Source organism: Escherichia sp. MOD1-EC5950 (assembly GCF_002965345.1).
GTDB classification, from domain to species: Bacteria; Pseudomonadota; Gammaproteobacteria; order Enterobacterales; family Enterobacteriaceae; genus Escherichia; species Escherichia marmotae.
The window spans coordinates 19,200-34,559 of record NZ_PTSR01000024.1; the positions used below are offsets into that span (position 1 = coordinate 19,200).

Annotated in this window: 10 protein-coding genes; 3 read left to right on the plus strand and 7 right to left on the minus strand. The window is 51.3% G+C overall.

Going from position 1 to position 15,360, the window contains the following annotated elements:
- Nucleotides 1-592 precede the first annotated feature (592 nt).
- Entirely contained in the window at nucleotides 593-2,176 is a 1,584-nt protein-coding gene (locus tag BEA93_RS19210) for a TerC family protein (protein WP_000454698.1), read from the plus strand.
- A gap of 459 nt (nucleotides 2,177-2,635) precedes the next feature.
- Here the strand turns inward: BEA93_RS19210 and asmA are convergent, their stop codons facing one another.
- The 3 genes from asmA to udk all read right to left on the minus strand — a co-directional run bounded on the left by asmA (nucleotide 2,636) and on the right by udk (nucleotide 5,825).
- Complete coding sequence (asmA, locus tag BEA93_RS19215) at nucleotides 2,636-4,489, minus strand: outer membrane assembly protein AsmA (RefSeq protein ID WP_105224968.1); 1,854 nt, start codon at nucleotides 4,487-4,489, stop codon at nucleotides 2,636-2,638.
- Nucleotides 4,490-4,510: 21 nt separating this feature from the next.
- A complete protein-coding gene (gene dcd / locus BEA93_RS19220; RefSeq protein WP_001234771.1) occupies nucleotides 4,511-5,092 on the minus strand; it encodes a dCTP deaminase in 582 nt (193 codons plus the stop codon).
- A gap of 91 nt (nucleotides 5,093-5,183) precedes the next feature.
- Nucleotides 5,184-5,825 (minus strand): uridine kinase, encoded by a 642-nt coding sequence (udk, locus tag BEA93_RS19225; protein ID WP_000132077.1) that lies wholly within the window; start codon nucleotides 5,823-5,825, stop codon nucleotides 5,184-5,186.
- 318 nt (nucleotides 5,826-6,143) lie between these two features.
- Between udk and BEA93_RS19230 the strand changes: the two genes are divergently transcribed.
- Nucleotides 6,144-9,461: a diguanylate cyclase gene (locus BEA93_RS19230; protein ID WP_105224969.1), complete on the plus strand. Its 3,318-nt coding sequence runs from the start codon at nucleotides 6,144-6,146 to the stop codon at nucleotides 9,459-9,461.
- A 70-nt stretch (nucleotides 9,462-9,531) separates the two neighbouring features.
- Here BEA93_RS19230 and alkA read toward each other — a convergent pair whose 3' ends face one another.
- The gene (alkA, locus tag BEA93_RS19235) at nucleotides 9,532-10,380 is read right to left on the minus strand and encodes a DNA-3-methyladenine glycosylase 2 (RefSeq protein ID WP_105224970.1); all 849 of its coding nucleotides are present in this window, start codon (nucleotides 10,378-10,380) and stop codon (nucleotides 9,532-9,534) included.
- A 133-nt stretch (nucleotides 10,381-10,513) separates the two neighbouring features.
- Here alkA and yegD point away from each other — a divergent pair, with 133 nt between their 5' ends.
- The gene (yegD, locus tag BEA93_RS19245; RefSeq protein WP_000469721.1) at nucleotides 10,514-11,866 is read left to right on the plus strand and encodes a molecular chaperone; all 1,353 of its coding nucleotides are present in this window, start codon (nucleotides 10,514-10,516) and stop codon (nucleotides 11,864-11,866) included.
- 12 nt (nucleotides 11,867-11,878) lie between these two features.
- Here yegD and BEA93_RS19250 read toward each other — a convergent pair whose 3' ends face one another.
- The 3 genes from BEA93_RS19250 to BEA93_RS19260 are packed head-to-tail and all read right to left on the minus strand — an operon-like array spanning nucleotide 11,879 to nucleotide 15,233.
- The gene (locus tag BEA93_RS19250; protein ID WP_016248905.1) at nucleotides 11,879-13,819 is read right to left on the minus strand and encodes a helix-hairpin-helix domain-containing protein; all 1,941 of its coding nucleotides are present in this window, start codon (nucleotides 13,817-13,819) and stop codon (nucleotides 11,879-11,881) included.
- A complete protein-coding gene (locus BEA93_RS19255) occupies nucleotides 13,816-14,577 on the minus strand; it encodes a PP2C family serine/threonine-protein phosphatase (RefSeq protein WP_105224971.1) in 762 nt (253 codons plus the stop codon). The genes BEA93_RS19250 and BEA93_RS19255 overlap by 4 nt, the downstream gene beginning before the upstream one ends.
- A complete protein-coding gene (locus tag BEA93_RS19260; RefSeq protein ID WP_000003146.1) occupies nucleotides 14,574-15,233 on the minus strand; it encodes a vWA domain-containing protein in 660 nt (219 codons plus the stop codon). The genes BEA93_RS19255 and BEA93_RS19260 overlap by 4 nt, the downstream gene beginning before the upstream one ends.
- Between the last annotated feature and the right edge of the window lie 127 nt (nucleotides 15,234-15,360).

Below are 15,360 nucleotides of genomic sequence, written 5' to 3' on the forward strand. Positions count from 1 at the left end.
GTTAATTGAATAAAAATTTAACTGGCATCAGTCCTAAAAAAATTGATTTCATCCGCAGGCTATTGACAGAATAATTCAGACTCATCGTTCAGGCATCCAGACACGCTACCGCCCCTGGCTTTTTAGCTACCAATACACTGATTTGGTTCAAATTTTCTAACCCTTTCACCCTGCAACAGTCTATGTGAAAGCATTATTCCGGAAATTATTTCCCCGACTATAAGATAGCATTATGGTAATTAAATACTTGCTCTCCAATAATTCAGGAAGAAGTGTTACAGCTAAAGGAATAGCAGGCAAGGTAACAAATCGGTAATTGACTATTTTTAAGAATTATATGAAGGCTATTTTTTGTATCTTTTAGGAGTTTCTTTATGTTGACAATATTTAATATACCACCTCCATATGCGATATTTCTTAAATATATTTGCGGTAAGAGAGTTATTTTCAACACAAAATAAAGGGGATTGATTACCGGATTCATTGTGAATAAAAATCTGATAAGTCATGCCTGAGCATTGCAATTTGGCGCATCATTATCCATGATCGAATTGTGACATTTGTCATACAACGAATAGGTATTGCACTTACTATGGAATGGATTGCCGATCCGTCTATCTGGGCCGGGTTAATCACGCTGATAGTGATCGAACTGGTCCTCGGTATTGATAACCTGGTCTTTATTGCCATCCTCGCAGAAAAACTACCGCCGAAGCAGCGCGACCGCGCACGAGTTACCGGACTACTGCTGGCAATGTTAATGCGCCTGTTACTGCTGGCGTCAATCTCCTGGCTGGTCACTCTGACCCAACCGCTGTTTAGCTTCCGCTCGTTTACCTTTAGCGCCCGCGACTTAATCATGCTGTTCGGTGGTTTCTTCCTGCTGTTCAAAGCTACGATGGAGCTGAACGAACGGCTGGAAGGGAAAGACAGCAATAACCCCACACAACGCAAAGGAGCGAAGTTCTGGGGCGTGGTGACGCAGATAGTCGTGCTGGACGCCATCTTCTCTCTCGACTCGGTGATTACCGCCGTTGGGATGGTCGATCATTTACTGGTAATGATGGCCGCCGTCGTTATCGCTATCAGTCTGATGCTGATGGCCAGCAAGCCGTTAACTCAGTTCGTTAATAGCCACCCAACCATCGTTATACTGTGCTTAAGTTTCCTGTTGATGATTGGCTTTAGCCTGGTCGCGGAAGGTTTCGGATTCGCCATTCCGAAGGGGTATTTGTACGCTGCTATTGGTTTCTCAGTGATGATCGAGGCGCTCAACCAGTTAGCCATCTTTAACCGACGCCGTTTTCTTTCCGCCAACCAGACGCTGCGTCAGCGCACAACCGAAGCAGTGATGCGCCTGTTAAGCGGGCAAAAAGAAGATGCAGAACTGGATGCCGAAACCGCGTCAATGCTGGTGGATCATGATAATCAGCAAATCTTTAATCCGCAGGAGCGGCGGATGATCGAGCGGGTACTCAATCTGAACCAGCGTACCGTCAGCAGCATTATGACCTCACGTCACGATATTGAGCATATTGATCTCAACGCCCCGGAAGAAGAGATCCGCCGGTTACTGGAGCGAAATCAGCACACGCGTCTGGTCGTTACCGACGGTGACGACGCCGAAGATTTGCTCGGTGTTGTTCACGTTATCGACCTGCTGCAACAGTCGCTGCGCGGTGAACCGCTCAACCTGCGGGTGTTAATTCGCCAGCCGCTGGTATTTCCGGAAACCTTGCCATTGTTACCTGCCCTCGAGCAGTTCCGTAACGCTCGCACGCACTTTGCTTTTGTGGTGGATGAGTTTGGCTCAGTGGAAGGGATTGTGACATTAAGTGACGTCACCGAAACCATCGCCGGGAACCTGCCGAACGAAGTGGAAGAGATCGACGCCCGTCATGATATTCAGAAAAACGCCGACGGCTCCTGGACGGCGAATGGCCATATGCCGCTGGAAGATCTGGTGCAATATGTGCCGCTGCCGCTGGACGAGAAGCGTGAATATCACACCATTGCCGGGCTGCTGATGGAATATTTGCAGCGCATTCCACAACCTGGCGAAGAAGTACAGGTAGGGGATTATTTGCTCAAAACGTTGCAGGTGGAGAGCCATCGCGTGCAGAAGGTGCAGATTATTCCGCTGCATAAGGAAGATAATTTGGAGTATGAGGTGTGAGGGCATGTAGGCCTGATAAGACGCGTAAAGCGTCGCATCAGGCGTTTCATTCAACCGGGAGAGTATGTGACATTGAAGGCTGTTCCGTTCACTTTATGTTCCTCGCTACTTTGGAACGCTCAAGCCGGTGAACGTGCCAGGGTGGCTCAATCGCCACCACCCTGGCAACCCGGGCTCCCGGCGGTAAATCGCCGCTGGCGCGGTCCCCTCATCTTATTCCTTTCGGCTATCGGGTACGGGCGCGAGGTAACATCCCTGTAAAACGCGCCCTCAGCCCACATCCATGTGGGCTGCCCCGGCCTACAGGAAACGATTCGGCGATTTACAGCCGGACCAACACCCTCGCTGAAATACCTTACTTTTACTGATGATTCATCTTTGCTGAAAGTAATCTACGTGATTGCCTGATGCGACGCTTTACGCGTCTTATCAGGCCTACAAATTATGTCATCTGGAAACTTACATCTTCTCCAGCAACTTCTTCACATCTTTGCCATTGCGGGAGTCTTTATTGCGCTCAGCCCAGTCGTTCAGGCGACGTTTGGCTTCGTCCTGTAACTGTTTACGCAGCAACTGATCCACTTGCAGACTGTAATTGAGTTGCTGCCAGTTGCCATAAACCCGCAGCGGAACCGGTGTTTCTTTGAAGAATTCAACCAGCTTGCTTTCTCCGTTCCAGCCGCCAACGACACGAATATCAAACTGGGTGTCACAGGTTTGCTCTGCCAGATTCAACGTGCCAGCCCCTGTCAGCGCCAGCACTGGCGATTCACCCTGCATGTCGTTTAACGTCACGACGCCATTATTTAGCGTCAAATCCGTCGTAAAACGGTCAAGCCGTGTCACATTATCGAAGTTTTCAGCAGCCTTCACATCACCGCCGTTACGTTCTACCGCCTGCTGGATCATCTGCTGGAAGTTCATCCCTTCCATGCGCGTGTCGGCCATTTCAATATGCGCCTTCCCTTGCCAATTATGGCGGAAATCTTCCGCATCAATGTCAGCACCGGAGAAATCACCGGCCAGCGACATTTTGCCGGTCAGCGAAATCGGATAGTTAAACGCCTTCAGAATAGTGCCAATCTCAACGTTTTCCAGCCGGGGTTGAAAGGATATCCGCGGATTTTTTACCGTCGAGTCCAGCGTGCCCGGCAGCGAAACTTGCCCACCGTTGAGTTTGCCTTGCAGTTGGATAATCTCCAACAAGCCCGACTTGTTGGTCATTTGCGTGGCGACATCGGTAAAATTCATTCCGCGCCAACGCACGTTATCAGCCTGCAACAATATATCGGCGGCAAAACCTTTTAACCCCTGGTAGGCTGGCTCATCAATACGCGAGGAAATAACGGGACGTGGTAACGTTGGTTGATTCTGCCCCTGCTGCGCAGCACCGATTTCACCGTTAACTGTTTCATTAAGCGGGATTAAGTTATCGAGATTAAGCTGCGGGAATTGCAGTCTTAACAACCATTCCGGCTTCTCTGTCAGCGTGACCTGCGCTTGCCCACTGAGCGTACTGTCGTTAGCGGTCAAATTGATTTGATGAAATGACAGACGTTTATGTGGCTCTTGCCACTGGGCCTGGAAACTCCCCTGCCCCTGAATACCTTGTTTTGGCAAGTCTGCGCCCTGCAACTGCCAGTTAATTTGTTCAATAGCCGCCGTTAAATCTTGCGGATAATCAGAGGCATCCACCGTGCCTTTGAGAGATAACGTGAGGTCGCGCTGGTCGCGATTAACCCGCCCGGAGAACTCAAACGAGCCACGATGTTGGGGATCTTGCTCCATTTGCAGACGGATATTGCGAATCGTCACCTGCTCGTCATTTTCATGCTGGAACACCAGCACACTGTCAGATACCTTCAGGCTGGAGATATCAAACGACCAGCCGCGATCTTCTGACAGCTCCGGCAACGTATTATCGCGCGGCGCAACGGGGGCATCTTCACTCCGCACCGCTTCTGTCTGCGGCGTCAGTTGAATGACTGCGCCTTTCAGCATCACCTGCTTAACGCTCAGTTGATGGCTCAGTAGCGGTAAAAGCGCCACATCAAGGCGCATATTATCGGCTCGTACCAGCGGCTGGCTGGCACCCTGGGCGGTAAGGGACATGCGCCCGGAGAGAATACTAAGTTGCGGCCAAACGTGCCAACGCAGTGGCCCGTCCAACTGCAATTGATAGCCGCTACGCGCAGCAACCTGCTTGACCATATAGTCGCGGAAATCATTCGGATTCACCAGCAACACTAGCGCAGATAACCCGGCCACCAGCACGACCAGGAGTATCATCAGCGTCGTCAGAAATCGTCTCATGGAATCCTCAATGGGCCTGAATTAGTCTTTATCGATTCGACTGGCGACCGCGCCCTGCTGGTTGCGATATTTCGCATCTTCACGGCGGTTGTATGGACGCGCTGCCGGGCCGGAAAGCGGCTCAAAGCTCAGCGCGCCAATTAACATCCCCGGGCGCAGCGCCAACGGCAGTTTACCGGAGTTGTAAAACTCCAGCACAATGCAGCCAGACCAGCCCGGATCGATACGGTGTGCGGTGACGTGCACCATCAGCCCTAAACGCGCCAGTGAAGAACGCCCGTCCAGCCAGCCCACTAAATCAGCAGGCAAGGTTACCGACTCCAGCGTCACCGCCAGCGCCAGCTCACCTGGATGAAGAAAAAACGCCTCGTTTTCATCGAGCACGATCTCATCACTCATCACGCGATCAAGGGCCGCGCTCACTTCGTCTTTAGGACCGCTCAGATCGATAAACGCTGCCGTGTGGCCCCGGAAGGTACGAAATTTATTGCCCAGGCGCACATCCACCGTCGCGCCATTAATACGCTCCACCGGCGGACGTGGGTTGATCGACAAACGGCCTTCATCAAGCCAGGCTTCAATATCTCGGTCACACAGACGCATGGCATTTTCTCCTTTCGCGCATCACTCCCTTAACGCCTTTTACGTCAAGGGCATACCAGGTTATCACTGAACGGTACACAATTTACCAGGCTTATTCAAAGAACTGACTTATTTTCGCTTTCAATATATCGATCGCGATGCGGTTTTTACCGCCGCGCGGCACGATAATGTCGGCATATTGTTTGGAAGGTTCAATGAATTGCAGGAACATTGGGCGCACGGTTTTTTGATATTGCGCCATCACCGAATCCATCGAACGCCCGCGCTCGTTAACATCGCGCTTGATGCGGCGCATCAGGCAGATATCCAGCGGGGTATCAACAAAAATGGAGAAGTTGAGTTCGTCACGTAAACGCGCATCCGTCAGCAGCAAAATGCCTTCGAGAATGATGACTTTCTTCGGTTCAACCTTCACCGTTTCTTTCATACGCGTATGTTCAACATAGCTGTAAACCGGCAGGTCAATAGCCGAACCACGTTTCAGCGCTTGTAAATGCTCAAGCAGCAGACTGTGATCCATCGCACTCGGATGGTCGTAGTTGGTCTTAACGCGTTCTTCCATCGACAGATGGCTTTGATCTTTGTAGTAGCAGTCTTCCGGAATAACGCCGATGTGTTCATCACCCACTTGTTCACGTAATTCACGATAAAGGGTACTGGCAATGAGACTCTTGCCGGAAGCCGATGCGCCAGCGATACCGATAATGACGCACTGATGAGACTGATCAGTCATAAATTTAGCGACCTGATTAACCTGGATGTTAGGAAGGGGGTGCCGAAGCACCAAACGCGGCAATTATAGGGATTTCATCCGCCTGATACCAGTCGAATAGCGTTGCCGCACATTTAGAGTTAATTGTTGACGATCCATTCCCTGACGCAAATTTAATTGTTTGCTTTTAACGCAATGTGAAAGATGTTATGTCCGGTTGTGCAAATTGCCGCCAATTACGTCACTTTATGAACAAACCGCATATAAAATGTAAAACTTTTGTACTAGCATAAACACAGATACTAATGCTGGCGACCTGGCCATATGGATAGAGCGGTAATGAGTAAACGATCACAACGTGTTTTAATTACCCTGCCTCATCCACTGCTTCACCTTGTCAGTTTAGGTTTAGTCTCGTTTATCTTTACCCTCTTCTCACTTGAACTTTCGCAGTTTGGTAGCCAGCTTGCGCCGCTGTGGTTTCCGACGTCCATTATGATGGTGGCGTTTTACCGCCATGCCGGGCGGATGTGGCCGGGAATCGCATTGGCCTGCTCGCTGGGAAATGTCGCCGCATCTGTACTGCTTTTTTCTACCAGTTCGCTCAATATGACCTGGACGGCCATCAACATTATTGAGGCCGTCGTGGGCGCAATGCTGCTGCGTAAATTATTACCGTGGTATAACCCACTACAAAATCTGGCTGACTGGCTACGTCTGGCATTTGGCAGCGCTATCGTGCCACCTGTATTGGGCGGCGTGCTGGTTGTCTTGCTGGTTCCAGACGACGATCCACTTAAAGCATTTCTGATCTGGGTGCTTTCCGAATCAATCGGCGCACTGGCGCTAGTCCCGCTGGGATTGTTGTTTAAGCCACACTATCTATTGCGCCATCGCGACCCGCGGTTGCTGTTTGAGACGCTGTTAACGTTATCCATCACGCTGGCGTTAAGCTGGCTCTCGATGCGGTATCTGCCGTGGCCTTTTACTTTCATTATTGTGCTGCTGATGTGGAGCGCCGTGCGTTTGCCACGGATGGAAGCCTTTTTGATTTTTCTTGCCACGGTGATGATGGTGTCGCTGATGTTGGCAGCCGATCCGGCTTTACTCGCCACGCCGCGAACCTACCTGATGAGCCATATGCCGTGGCTGCCATTTTTGCTGATCCTGCTGCCCGCCAATATCATGACCATGGTGATGTATGCCTTTCGCGCTGAACGCAAGCATATTTCCGAAAGCGAAACCCGCTTTCGGAATGCGATGGAGTATTCCGCCATCGGCATGGCGTTAGTGGGTATCGAAGGGCAATGGCTGCAATCCAACAAATCGCTATGCCAGTTTCTTGGTTACAGCCAGGAAGAGCTGCGTGCCATTACCTTTCAACAACTTACCTGGCCGGAAGATCTCAATAAAGATCTGCAACACGTTGAGAAGTTGATCAGCGGTGAAATAAACACCTATTCAATGGAAAAACGCTACTACAACCGTAATGGCGACGTTGTCTGGGCGTTGCTTGCCGTCTCACTGGTACGCCACACCGATGGCACACCACTCTATTTTATTGCCCAGATTGAAGACATAAACGATCTCAAACGCACCGAACAGATCAACAAACGTCTGATGGAACGGATAACACTGGCTAACGAAGCCGGTGGCATTGGCATCTGGGAGTGGGAGCTGAAGCCTAACATCTTCAGTTGGGATAAGCGGATGTTCGAGCTGTATGAAATTCCGTCACATGTCAAACCGAACTGGCAGGTGTGGTACGACTGTGTGCTGCCAGAAGATCGCGGGCACGCCGAGAAAGTGATTCGCGATTCATTGCAGGCTCGTTTGCCTTTTAAACTGGAATTTCGCATTACCGTAAAAGATGGCATCCGCCATATTCGCGCCCTCGCCAATCGTGTGCTGAATAAAGAGGGCGAAGTCGAGCGCCTGCTCGGCATTAATATTGATATGACCGAAGTGAAACAGCTCAATGAGGCGCTGTTTCAGGAAAAAGAGCGCCTGCACATTACGCTGGATTCCATCGGTGAAGCCGTGGTCTGTATTGATATGGCGATGAAAATCACCTTTATGAATCCGGTTGCCGAGAAGATGAGCGGCTGGACGCAAGAAGAGGCGTTGGGTGTTCCGCTACTCACGGTGTTGCAAATTACATTTGGTGATAATGGTCCCTTAATGGAGAACATTTACAGTGCCGACACGTCGCGTTCCGCTATCGAACAAGATGTCGTTCTCCACTGCCGTAGCGGCGGCAGCTACGACGTCCATTACAGCATTACGCCGCTAAGTACCCTTGATGGCAGCAATATTGGTTCGGTGCTGGTAATTCAGGACGTCACCGAATCACGCAAAATGCTGCGCCAGCTTAGCTACAGCGCCTCCCATGATACCCTGACACATCTCGCCAACCGTGCCAGTTTTGAGAAGCAGTTGCGGATACTTTTGCAGACGGTAAGCAGTACGCATCAACGACATGCTCTGGTGTTTATCGATCTTGATCGCTTTAAAGCCGTAAATGACAGCGCCGGGCACGCGGCAGGTGATGCCCTGCTGCGAGAACTGGCATCGCTGATGTTAAACCTGTTGCGCTCCAGTGACGTGCTGGCGCGGCTCGGCGGTGATGAATTTGGTCTTTTACTACCTGACTGTAATGTTGAAAGTGCCCGCTTTATCGCGACACGCATTATCAGCACGATTAATGACTACCACTTTATGTGGGAAGGCCGTGTGCATCGGGTTGGAGCCAGCGCAGGAATTACACTGATCGATAACAGCAATCATCAGGCGGCAGATGTGATGTCGCAGGCCGATATCGCCTGTTATGCTTCAAAAAATGCGGGCCGCGGCCAGGTGACGGTTTACGAACCACAGCAAGTTACCGCACATAGCGCACAGGCAGCGATGTCACTCGATGCTCCGTGGATGATGATTAAAGAGAATCATCTGCTGCTGATCGCCCACGGCGTCGCTTCTCCGCGAATTCCGGAAACGCGTAATCTGTGGCTGATTTCGCTTAAGCTCTGGAGTCGTAACGGCGAGGTTATTAACGAACTGACATTTCGCCGTAGCTTCAGTGATCCGATGCTCAATCTCGCCCTTGATCGCCGGGTATTGCATGAATTTTTCCAACAGGCAGCAAACGCAGTTGCCAGTAAAGGCTTAAGCATCGCCCTTCCCCTTTCCGTTACCGGTTTAAGCAACACCACGCTGGTGGATGAACTGCTTGAACAACTGGAAAATAGCCCACTACAACCACGGTTATTACATCTGATTATTCCGGCAGAAACCATTTTCGACCACGCAGAAAATATGCACAAACTGCGGCTGGCGGGCTGCCGGATCGTGCTCAGTCAGGTGGGACGCGACCTGCAAATCTTCAACGCACTGAACGCGAATATGGCAGATTATCTGCTACTCGACGACGAGTTATGCGCCAGCGTACAAGGCAATTTGATGGATGAAATGCTGATTTCGATCATTCAGGGTCACGCCCGGCGGCTGGGATTGAAAACCATCGCCGGGCCAGTAACGCTGCCGCTGGTAATGGATACGCTTTCTGGCATCGGCGTCGATCTGATTTATGGCGAGGTGATTGCCGATGCCCAACCGCTGGATTTGCTGGTTAATAGCAGTTATTTCGCAATTAACTGAGTATTTTGCCGCCCCCATCGCCTGATGCGTCTACAATTCATCCATTTCGTCGGCCGCCTGGCGACCAGCATCATGCTTCATCTGGTTGCCAGCCTTCCGTATACCAGATATGCAACAGCGCATAAGAACGCCAGGGTTTCCAGCGTTCGGCATAACAGCGGATTTGTGCCGGTGTCATTCCCGGAAATCGCTGTTTAATTAAATAATCATCCGGTAGAAAAACATCTTTCGCTTGCCAGCCGCGCAAGGCGAAATAATTCGCCGTCCAGCGCCCGATTCCAGGAAAGGTTTGCAGCGTTTTCATCGCCTGCTCAACATCACCGGGCATTGTTATCGGTAAGGAGCCATCCAGTACCGCATTTGCCAGATGGATCAACGCCTCTGCCCGTTTCAGCGGCATCCCCAACGCTTTTAGCGCCTGCGAGTCGGCTGCTGCCAGCCGTTGAGGCGTGGGAAAGCAGATATAATCCGGGAAATCATCCAGACGTTCGCCATAAAGCTGCACCACTTTGGCGGTCAATTTCGCCGCCATCGCCACGCTCACCAGTTGGCCTAAAATGGCGCGCACGCCCTGTTCAAAAGCATCAACACAGCCAGGTAAACGCAATCCCGGCCGCGCCGCGCCTAACTCACCTAACGCCCCATTAACAATCTGCGGATTACATTGCAGATCAAACAGGCGGCTTATTTTCGCCAGGCACCCGGTCGCCACCGGTTCTAATCCCGAACTTAAGTTCACTTGCAACGTATTATTTTCGACATCAGGAACCACCGTTATCATGCCCCGATGTTCGCCCACTGCCAGACTGCGAGCATAATAATTGTCAGCGACCGTTTCCACACCGCTCACCGCACGAGTGGCAAGAAATCCCAACATCCACGACCAGTCATACGGCGGTTGCCAGTTCAGGGTATACATTGCATCTCCTTTTTTATCCGCTTTCAGCATAAACGTTATTCAGACGCAGCGCTTTGCTTTCATATTCCGGTTGTCGCGGCGACAACATTTCGCTAAAGTCACGCCCCTTCTTCACCGGCATGGGGATTATTTCGTGTTTATTGGTTTTGATTACGGTACAGCAAACTGTTCAGTAGCGGTGATGCGTGACGGTAAACCACAGTTGCTGAAAATGGAAAATGACAGCTCGCTGCTGCCTTCAATGCTTTGCGCACCAACGCGTGAAGCTGTAAGCGAATGGCTGTACCGCCATCATGATGTTCCGGCAAACGACGATGAAACGCAGGCGCTGCTGCGTCGGGCGATTCGTTACAACCGCGAAGAAGATATCGATGTTACGGCGAAAAGCGTGCAGTTCGGTCTTTCCTCACTGGCGCAGTACATTGATGATCCGGAAGAAGTGTGGTTTGTGAAATCACCGAAATCGTTCCTCGGAGCCAGCGGTTTAAAACCGCAGCAGGTGGCGCTGTTTGAAGATCTGGTCTGCGCAATGATGTTACACATTCGCCAACAAGCACAAGCGCAGTTACCTGAAGCGATTACCCAAGCGGTGATTGGCCGTCCGATTAACTTCCAGGGGCTGGGTGGCGATGAAGCTAACGCCCAGGCGCAGGGGATCCTCGAACGTGCGGCGAAGCGTGCCGGGTTCAAGGATGTGGTATTCCAGTACGAACCGGTGGCAGCCGGGCTGGATTACGAAGCGACCTTGCAGGAAGAAAAACGTGTACTGGTGGTGGATATCGGTGGCGGTACGACTGACTGTTCATTGTTGCTTATGGGCCCCCAGTGGCGTTCGCGCCTGGATCGTGAAGCCAGTCTGCTTGGTCACAGTGGCTGCCGTATTGGCGGTAACGATCTGGATATCGCACTGGCGTTTAAACACCTGATGCCACTGCTGGGCATGGGTGGCGATACAGAAAAAGGTATCGCCCTGCCGATTCTGCCGTGGTGGAATGCGGTCGCCATCAACGACGTACCTGCGCAAAGCGATTTCTACAGTAGCGCCAATGGTCGTCTGCTTAATGATTTAGTACGAGATGCCCGCGAACCGGAAAAAGTTGCCCTGTTGCAGAAAGTCTGGCGGCAACGTTTAAGTTATCGCCTGGTACGCTGCGCAGAAGAGAGCAAAATTGCGCTTTCCAGTGAAGTTGAAACTCGCGCGTCGCTGCCATTTATCCGCGACGAACTGGCTACGCTGATTAGCCAGCAAGGGTTGGAGAGCGCCCTCAACCAGCCGTTGGCGCGGATTCTGGAACAGGTGCAACTGGCGCTGGATAACGCCCAGGAAAAACCGGACGTCATCTATCTGACTGGTGGTAGCGCCCGCTCGCCGCTGATTAAAAAGGCACTGGCGGAACAGTTGCCGGGGATTCCGATTGCTGGCGGCGATGACTTTGGCTCCGTCACCGCCGGACTGGCACGCTGGGCGGAAGTGGTATTTCGTTAAATGAAGGATGGCTCAGCAACGGCTTAAATCTGCCTGCACCTGAGCCAGTTTCTCCGCCGCCTGACGTAACGGTTCCAGCAACGGCATAGTCCGTGCAGAAGCATGAAGACGGAAACGCTGCAACTCTGTCGCGCCGACAGTCAACGCCGATTCCAGTCGATGTCGTTTGGCGGCAATTTTCGCCATTACCGCCTGCCTGTCTGCTGGCGTTACCGCTTCATTCGGCCTGAACACAAATCGGCGTTCGCAGCTCGCTTTCCAGTCAATGACAGCCTGGGTCAGATGGTCGCCAAACCCTTTCACTTGCTTAACGCCGCGTCGGGTAACATCCGCCGCCGTTTCAATACCAAAGGAACGTAACGCCGCTTTACGAGCCGTGCCAACGCCTGGAATCGACGCGGTATCAATAAAAAATCCTTCGAGGAATTTGTGCTTCTGGCGTTCCCGTGCTGTGTCATGGAGTGCTGCCAACGCTTGCGTTTCTTCTTCCGGCAGACCGAGAAGCTCGCTCTTCATTTTTTCGAGCATCGTCCGTTTAGCGATAAAACCCTCCAGCCCACCTGCCTGCTGGATCTGGTTAACTAAATGGTCATAGTCCATTTTTGCGCTATTAAACGCCTCACGGCGTCGTTGGACTTCTGCTTTGTACGCTTTGCTTGCCAGACTGCCAATAATCCAGATAGCCGCCAGCACGGGAACCAAAATGATATAGCGCGGTTCCGCCTGAAGACCGCAAAGTAACAGCGATAACGCTGACAACGCGATCTCAATCAGAATGATGTATTTACTCCTTAGTACCCCAACAGGAAGCAGCCTGCCAGTAAGTTGGAAATGCCCCGGTAATGGTAACTGTAATGCTGGCGGTGGCACTGACGCCATTACCATCGCCCAGACTTTCGCCAGCACAAAATTTCCGCCGGTGGTAATGACCTCTTCACCGGGATCAATAAAATAGATAACGCCTTGATTATCGAGCGCACACCACGGGCAGTCAGTTAAATGATCCGGGTAAATATGCATTGCTGAAACGGTACATTTCTTTAACTGTTGGCGTAGAGAATCAAGTGCCGCTACCCATGTTTTTGCCGTCGGACGCGCGGTTGCCACGCCACTTTCGGTGAACGCCTGCTGAAACAGCGCTTCAATATGGGTTGGTAGAATCGATAACGGAATAGATCGTGGCGGCGGTTTTAATCCTCGTTGCTGACTGTCCGACGCGTAGGCATAACGGAAATGGGCAATATCCGTCTCCAGCGCATTACCCGCTTCAGGTATAAGCGGCACACCGGAATAAGGATGACGCCCACCAAATAAGACGTGAAAAATCAGCAACGCAAGGCCAAAATTATCGTGATTCACTGTGCGTTCAAAGCCAACAAATGACGGCAAGCTTTGCAGTTCTGGCGGCGTAAAATGCGACACGCCGACTTCGCATAAATGCAGCGTGCCATTGGCGTTAATCTGAAAGGAATCACTGTCGATCAATACAACTTTGCTATCGCGGCCTACCATAAAGCTATTCTGGTTTACGTCACCCACGACATGCCCGTGCTCGTGAATCGTAGCAAAAGATGAAGCTATATTACGCGCAACATAGAGTAGAAAATCCCACGCACAATGAGGGTAACTCTGGCGACGATGTGCCGGGCTATAGATCATATGAATCGGTTCTTTACCTGAAACCTTTGGCATCATAAAACCGATGGTTTTTCCGCCGCGCCCGGCGTGAAGCGTTGCCTGCGGCCAGGCGACATAATTCAGCAACTGCGCATCAACTGTCGCCGCCATAAAGGCAAGTTTGTCCTGTTTTAAGGCGGGTGGCGGCGTGTGATAAATCTTGGCGACGCTATCGACAAACTCCTCAATATCATAAACCGCACCTTCGCCACCTTTGCCCAGTTCACGGTCTGGCGTAACGCACTCGCCAGTAGCGGTATACAAGGTTGATTTCATGGTAACCAAATAGCCAGCGCCAGCGTTTTATCATCGTTCGTGCGTTCATTTACTGCCTCACTGAACAAAAATTGCTTCAATAAATCTGGCAGTAAATCGTATTGTTCAGGCGTAGCTGATTTGAGTCCATTGAAAAATGGCGCAAAGAAAGGCTCATGGGGCACGTTATCCAGCATATTTAATGCCAGCCGTTGAATGCCATCCGTAAATGTTGCCACTTTTACCGTCCGTTCAGTGCAGGTGTAAGTTTCCAGTCTGGAAACGGCATCTTCATCGGTAACGAAGTGCGTCATATTGGCATATTCACCCACCATCGGCATGAGCGGCAGTTGCAGGCCGTGACCAAAATCCACCACCACGCCACCATCGCCAATCTGCATAATCAAGGTGCCGTTAGCCGATGAAATCAATCCCAGAAACGTGCAGGCAAAATCGCGAACCGCTAATTCTTTGGCTTCAGCCTCGGCAAAAAGTCGCTGACGAATAGACAGCACAATATCCGTGGCGAGGACGTCATTAAGCCCCAATTCCCCGCCCTGCACTTTCTGCAACATATAAGCCATCGCTTCATTGACAGCAAGCATCGCGCCTTCACCACCCAGCGACACGCTACCTGCGCCATCAGCAAGAAACACCACCAGTAATGGCTGCTGGTCTTTTAGCCAGACAACCTGCATCTGGCAGGCATCCTGGCAAGGCAAGCCTGAGCTGATGTGCGACGTTCCGACGGCAGATGCATAAACCAGGCGCCAGCTCACACTGACGTCCAACCTTTCGGTGCTTCCAGTACAACTTCCGTTCCCGGCGTGGAACGGGAAACCGAACGTAGCGAACTGGATAACCAACTAAACAATTCGCGGAATTGTAATCCTTGCAGTGTCAAAGGCTGGCGGACGCTGATTTGTGCCAGGGTCTTCATATCAGCCCCCTGAACACCAATGGTGAAAAAGGCAAACTTCTTAGCGTCTTCCCCCTGAAACACTTTGTGGGCGGCAGTCTGCCACTCATCGGTTGGCGCGCCATCGGTGATCAGGAAAATCCACGGACGATAATAGGAGATACCATTGGCACGATACTCCCGCTTACGTTCCTCAACCATATTCAAGGCTTTGGTAATGGCTGCGCCCATGGGTGTATCGCCCTGAGCAAACAGGATGGGTGGGAAAAAGTTAGCGGCGCTGGTAAATGGTTGTTCCACATACACCGGGCCGAAAGTCACAATACCCAGTTCGACTCTTTTTAATGCCAGCGGATCGGCAAGCAGTTCATCGCGAAAGGTAACCAATCCGGCGTTAAGTTCATTAATGGGTTTGCCGTTCATCGAACCAGAAACATCCAGCAGCAAAATGCAGGGGCAACGTGGTTCCGGATTACTGGCAAAATCGCTGGTGGCAAAGGTGATTTGTTCGCTCATAAGAGATCCTTTCTTAGAGAATTATTAAGGCTCGGTATCATACCGACTGCAATAATGAATTAAGAGCAGGTGAAACGACTTTCAGAATTCAGTCCAACTGCGTAGATAATTTTGCTATTCGCCTCGC

Bases quoted from the DNA above. Each gene is read 5' to 3' on its own strand.
- BEA93_RS19210 (WP_000454698.1), top strand. From the start codon at position 593: ATGGAATGGATTGCCGATCCGTCTATCTGGGCCGGGTTAATCACGCTG.
- asmA (WP_105224968.1), bottom strand. From the start codon at position 4,489: ATGAGACGATTTCTGACGACGCTGATGATACTCCTGGTCGTGCTGGTG.
- dcd (WP_001234771.1), bottom strand. From the start codon at position 5,092: ATGCGTCTGTGTGACCGAGATATTGAAGCCTGGCTTGATGAAGGCCGT.
- udk (WP_000132077.1), bottom strand. From the start codon at position 5,825: ATGACTGATCAGTCTCATCAGTGCGTCATTATCGGTATCGCTGGCGCA.
- BEA93_RS19230 (WP_105224969.1), top strand. From the start codon at position 6,144: ATGAGTAAACGATCACAACGTGTTTTAATTACCCTGCCTCATCCACTG.
- alkA (WP_105224970.1), bottom strand. From the start codon at position 10,380: ATGTATACCCTGAACTGGCAACCGCCGTATGACTGGTCGTGGATGTTG.
- BEA93_RS19250 (WP_016248905.1), bottom strand. From the start codon at position 13,819: ATGAAATCAACCTTGTATACCGCTACTGGCGAGTGCGTTACGCCAGAC.
- BEA93_RS19260 (WP_000003146.1), bottom strand. From the start codon at position 15,233: ATGAGCGAACAAATCACCTTTGCCACCAGCGATTTTGCCAGTAATCCG.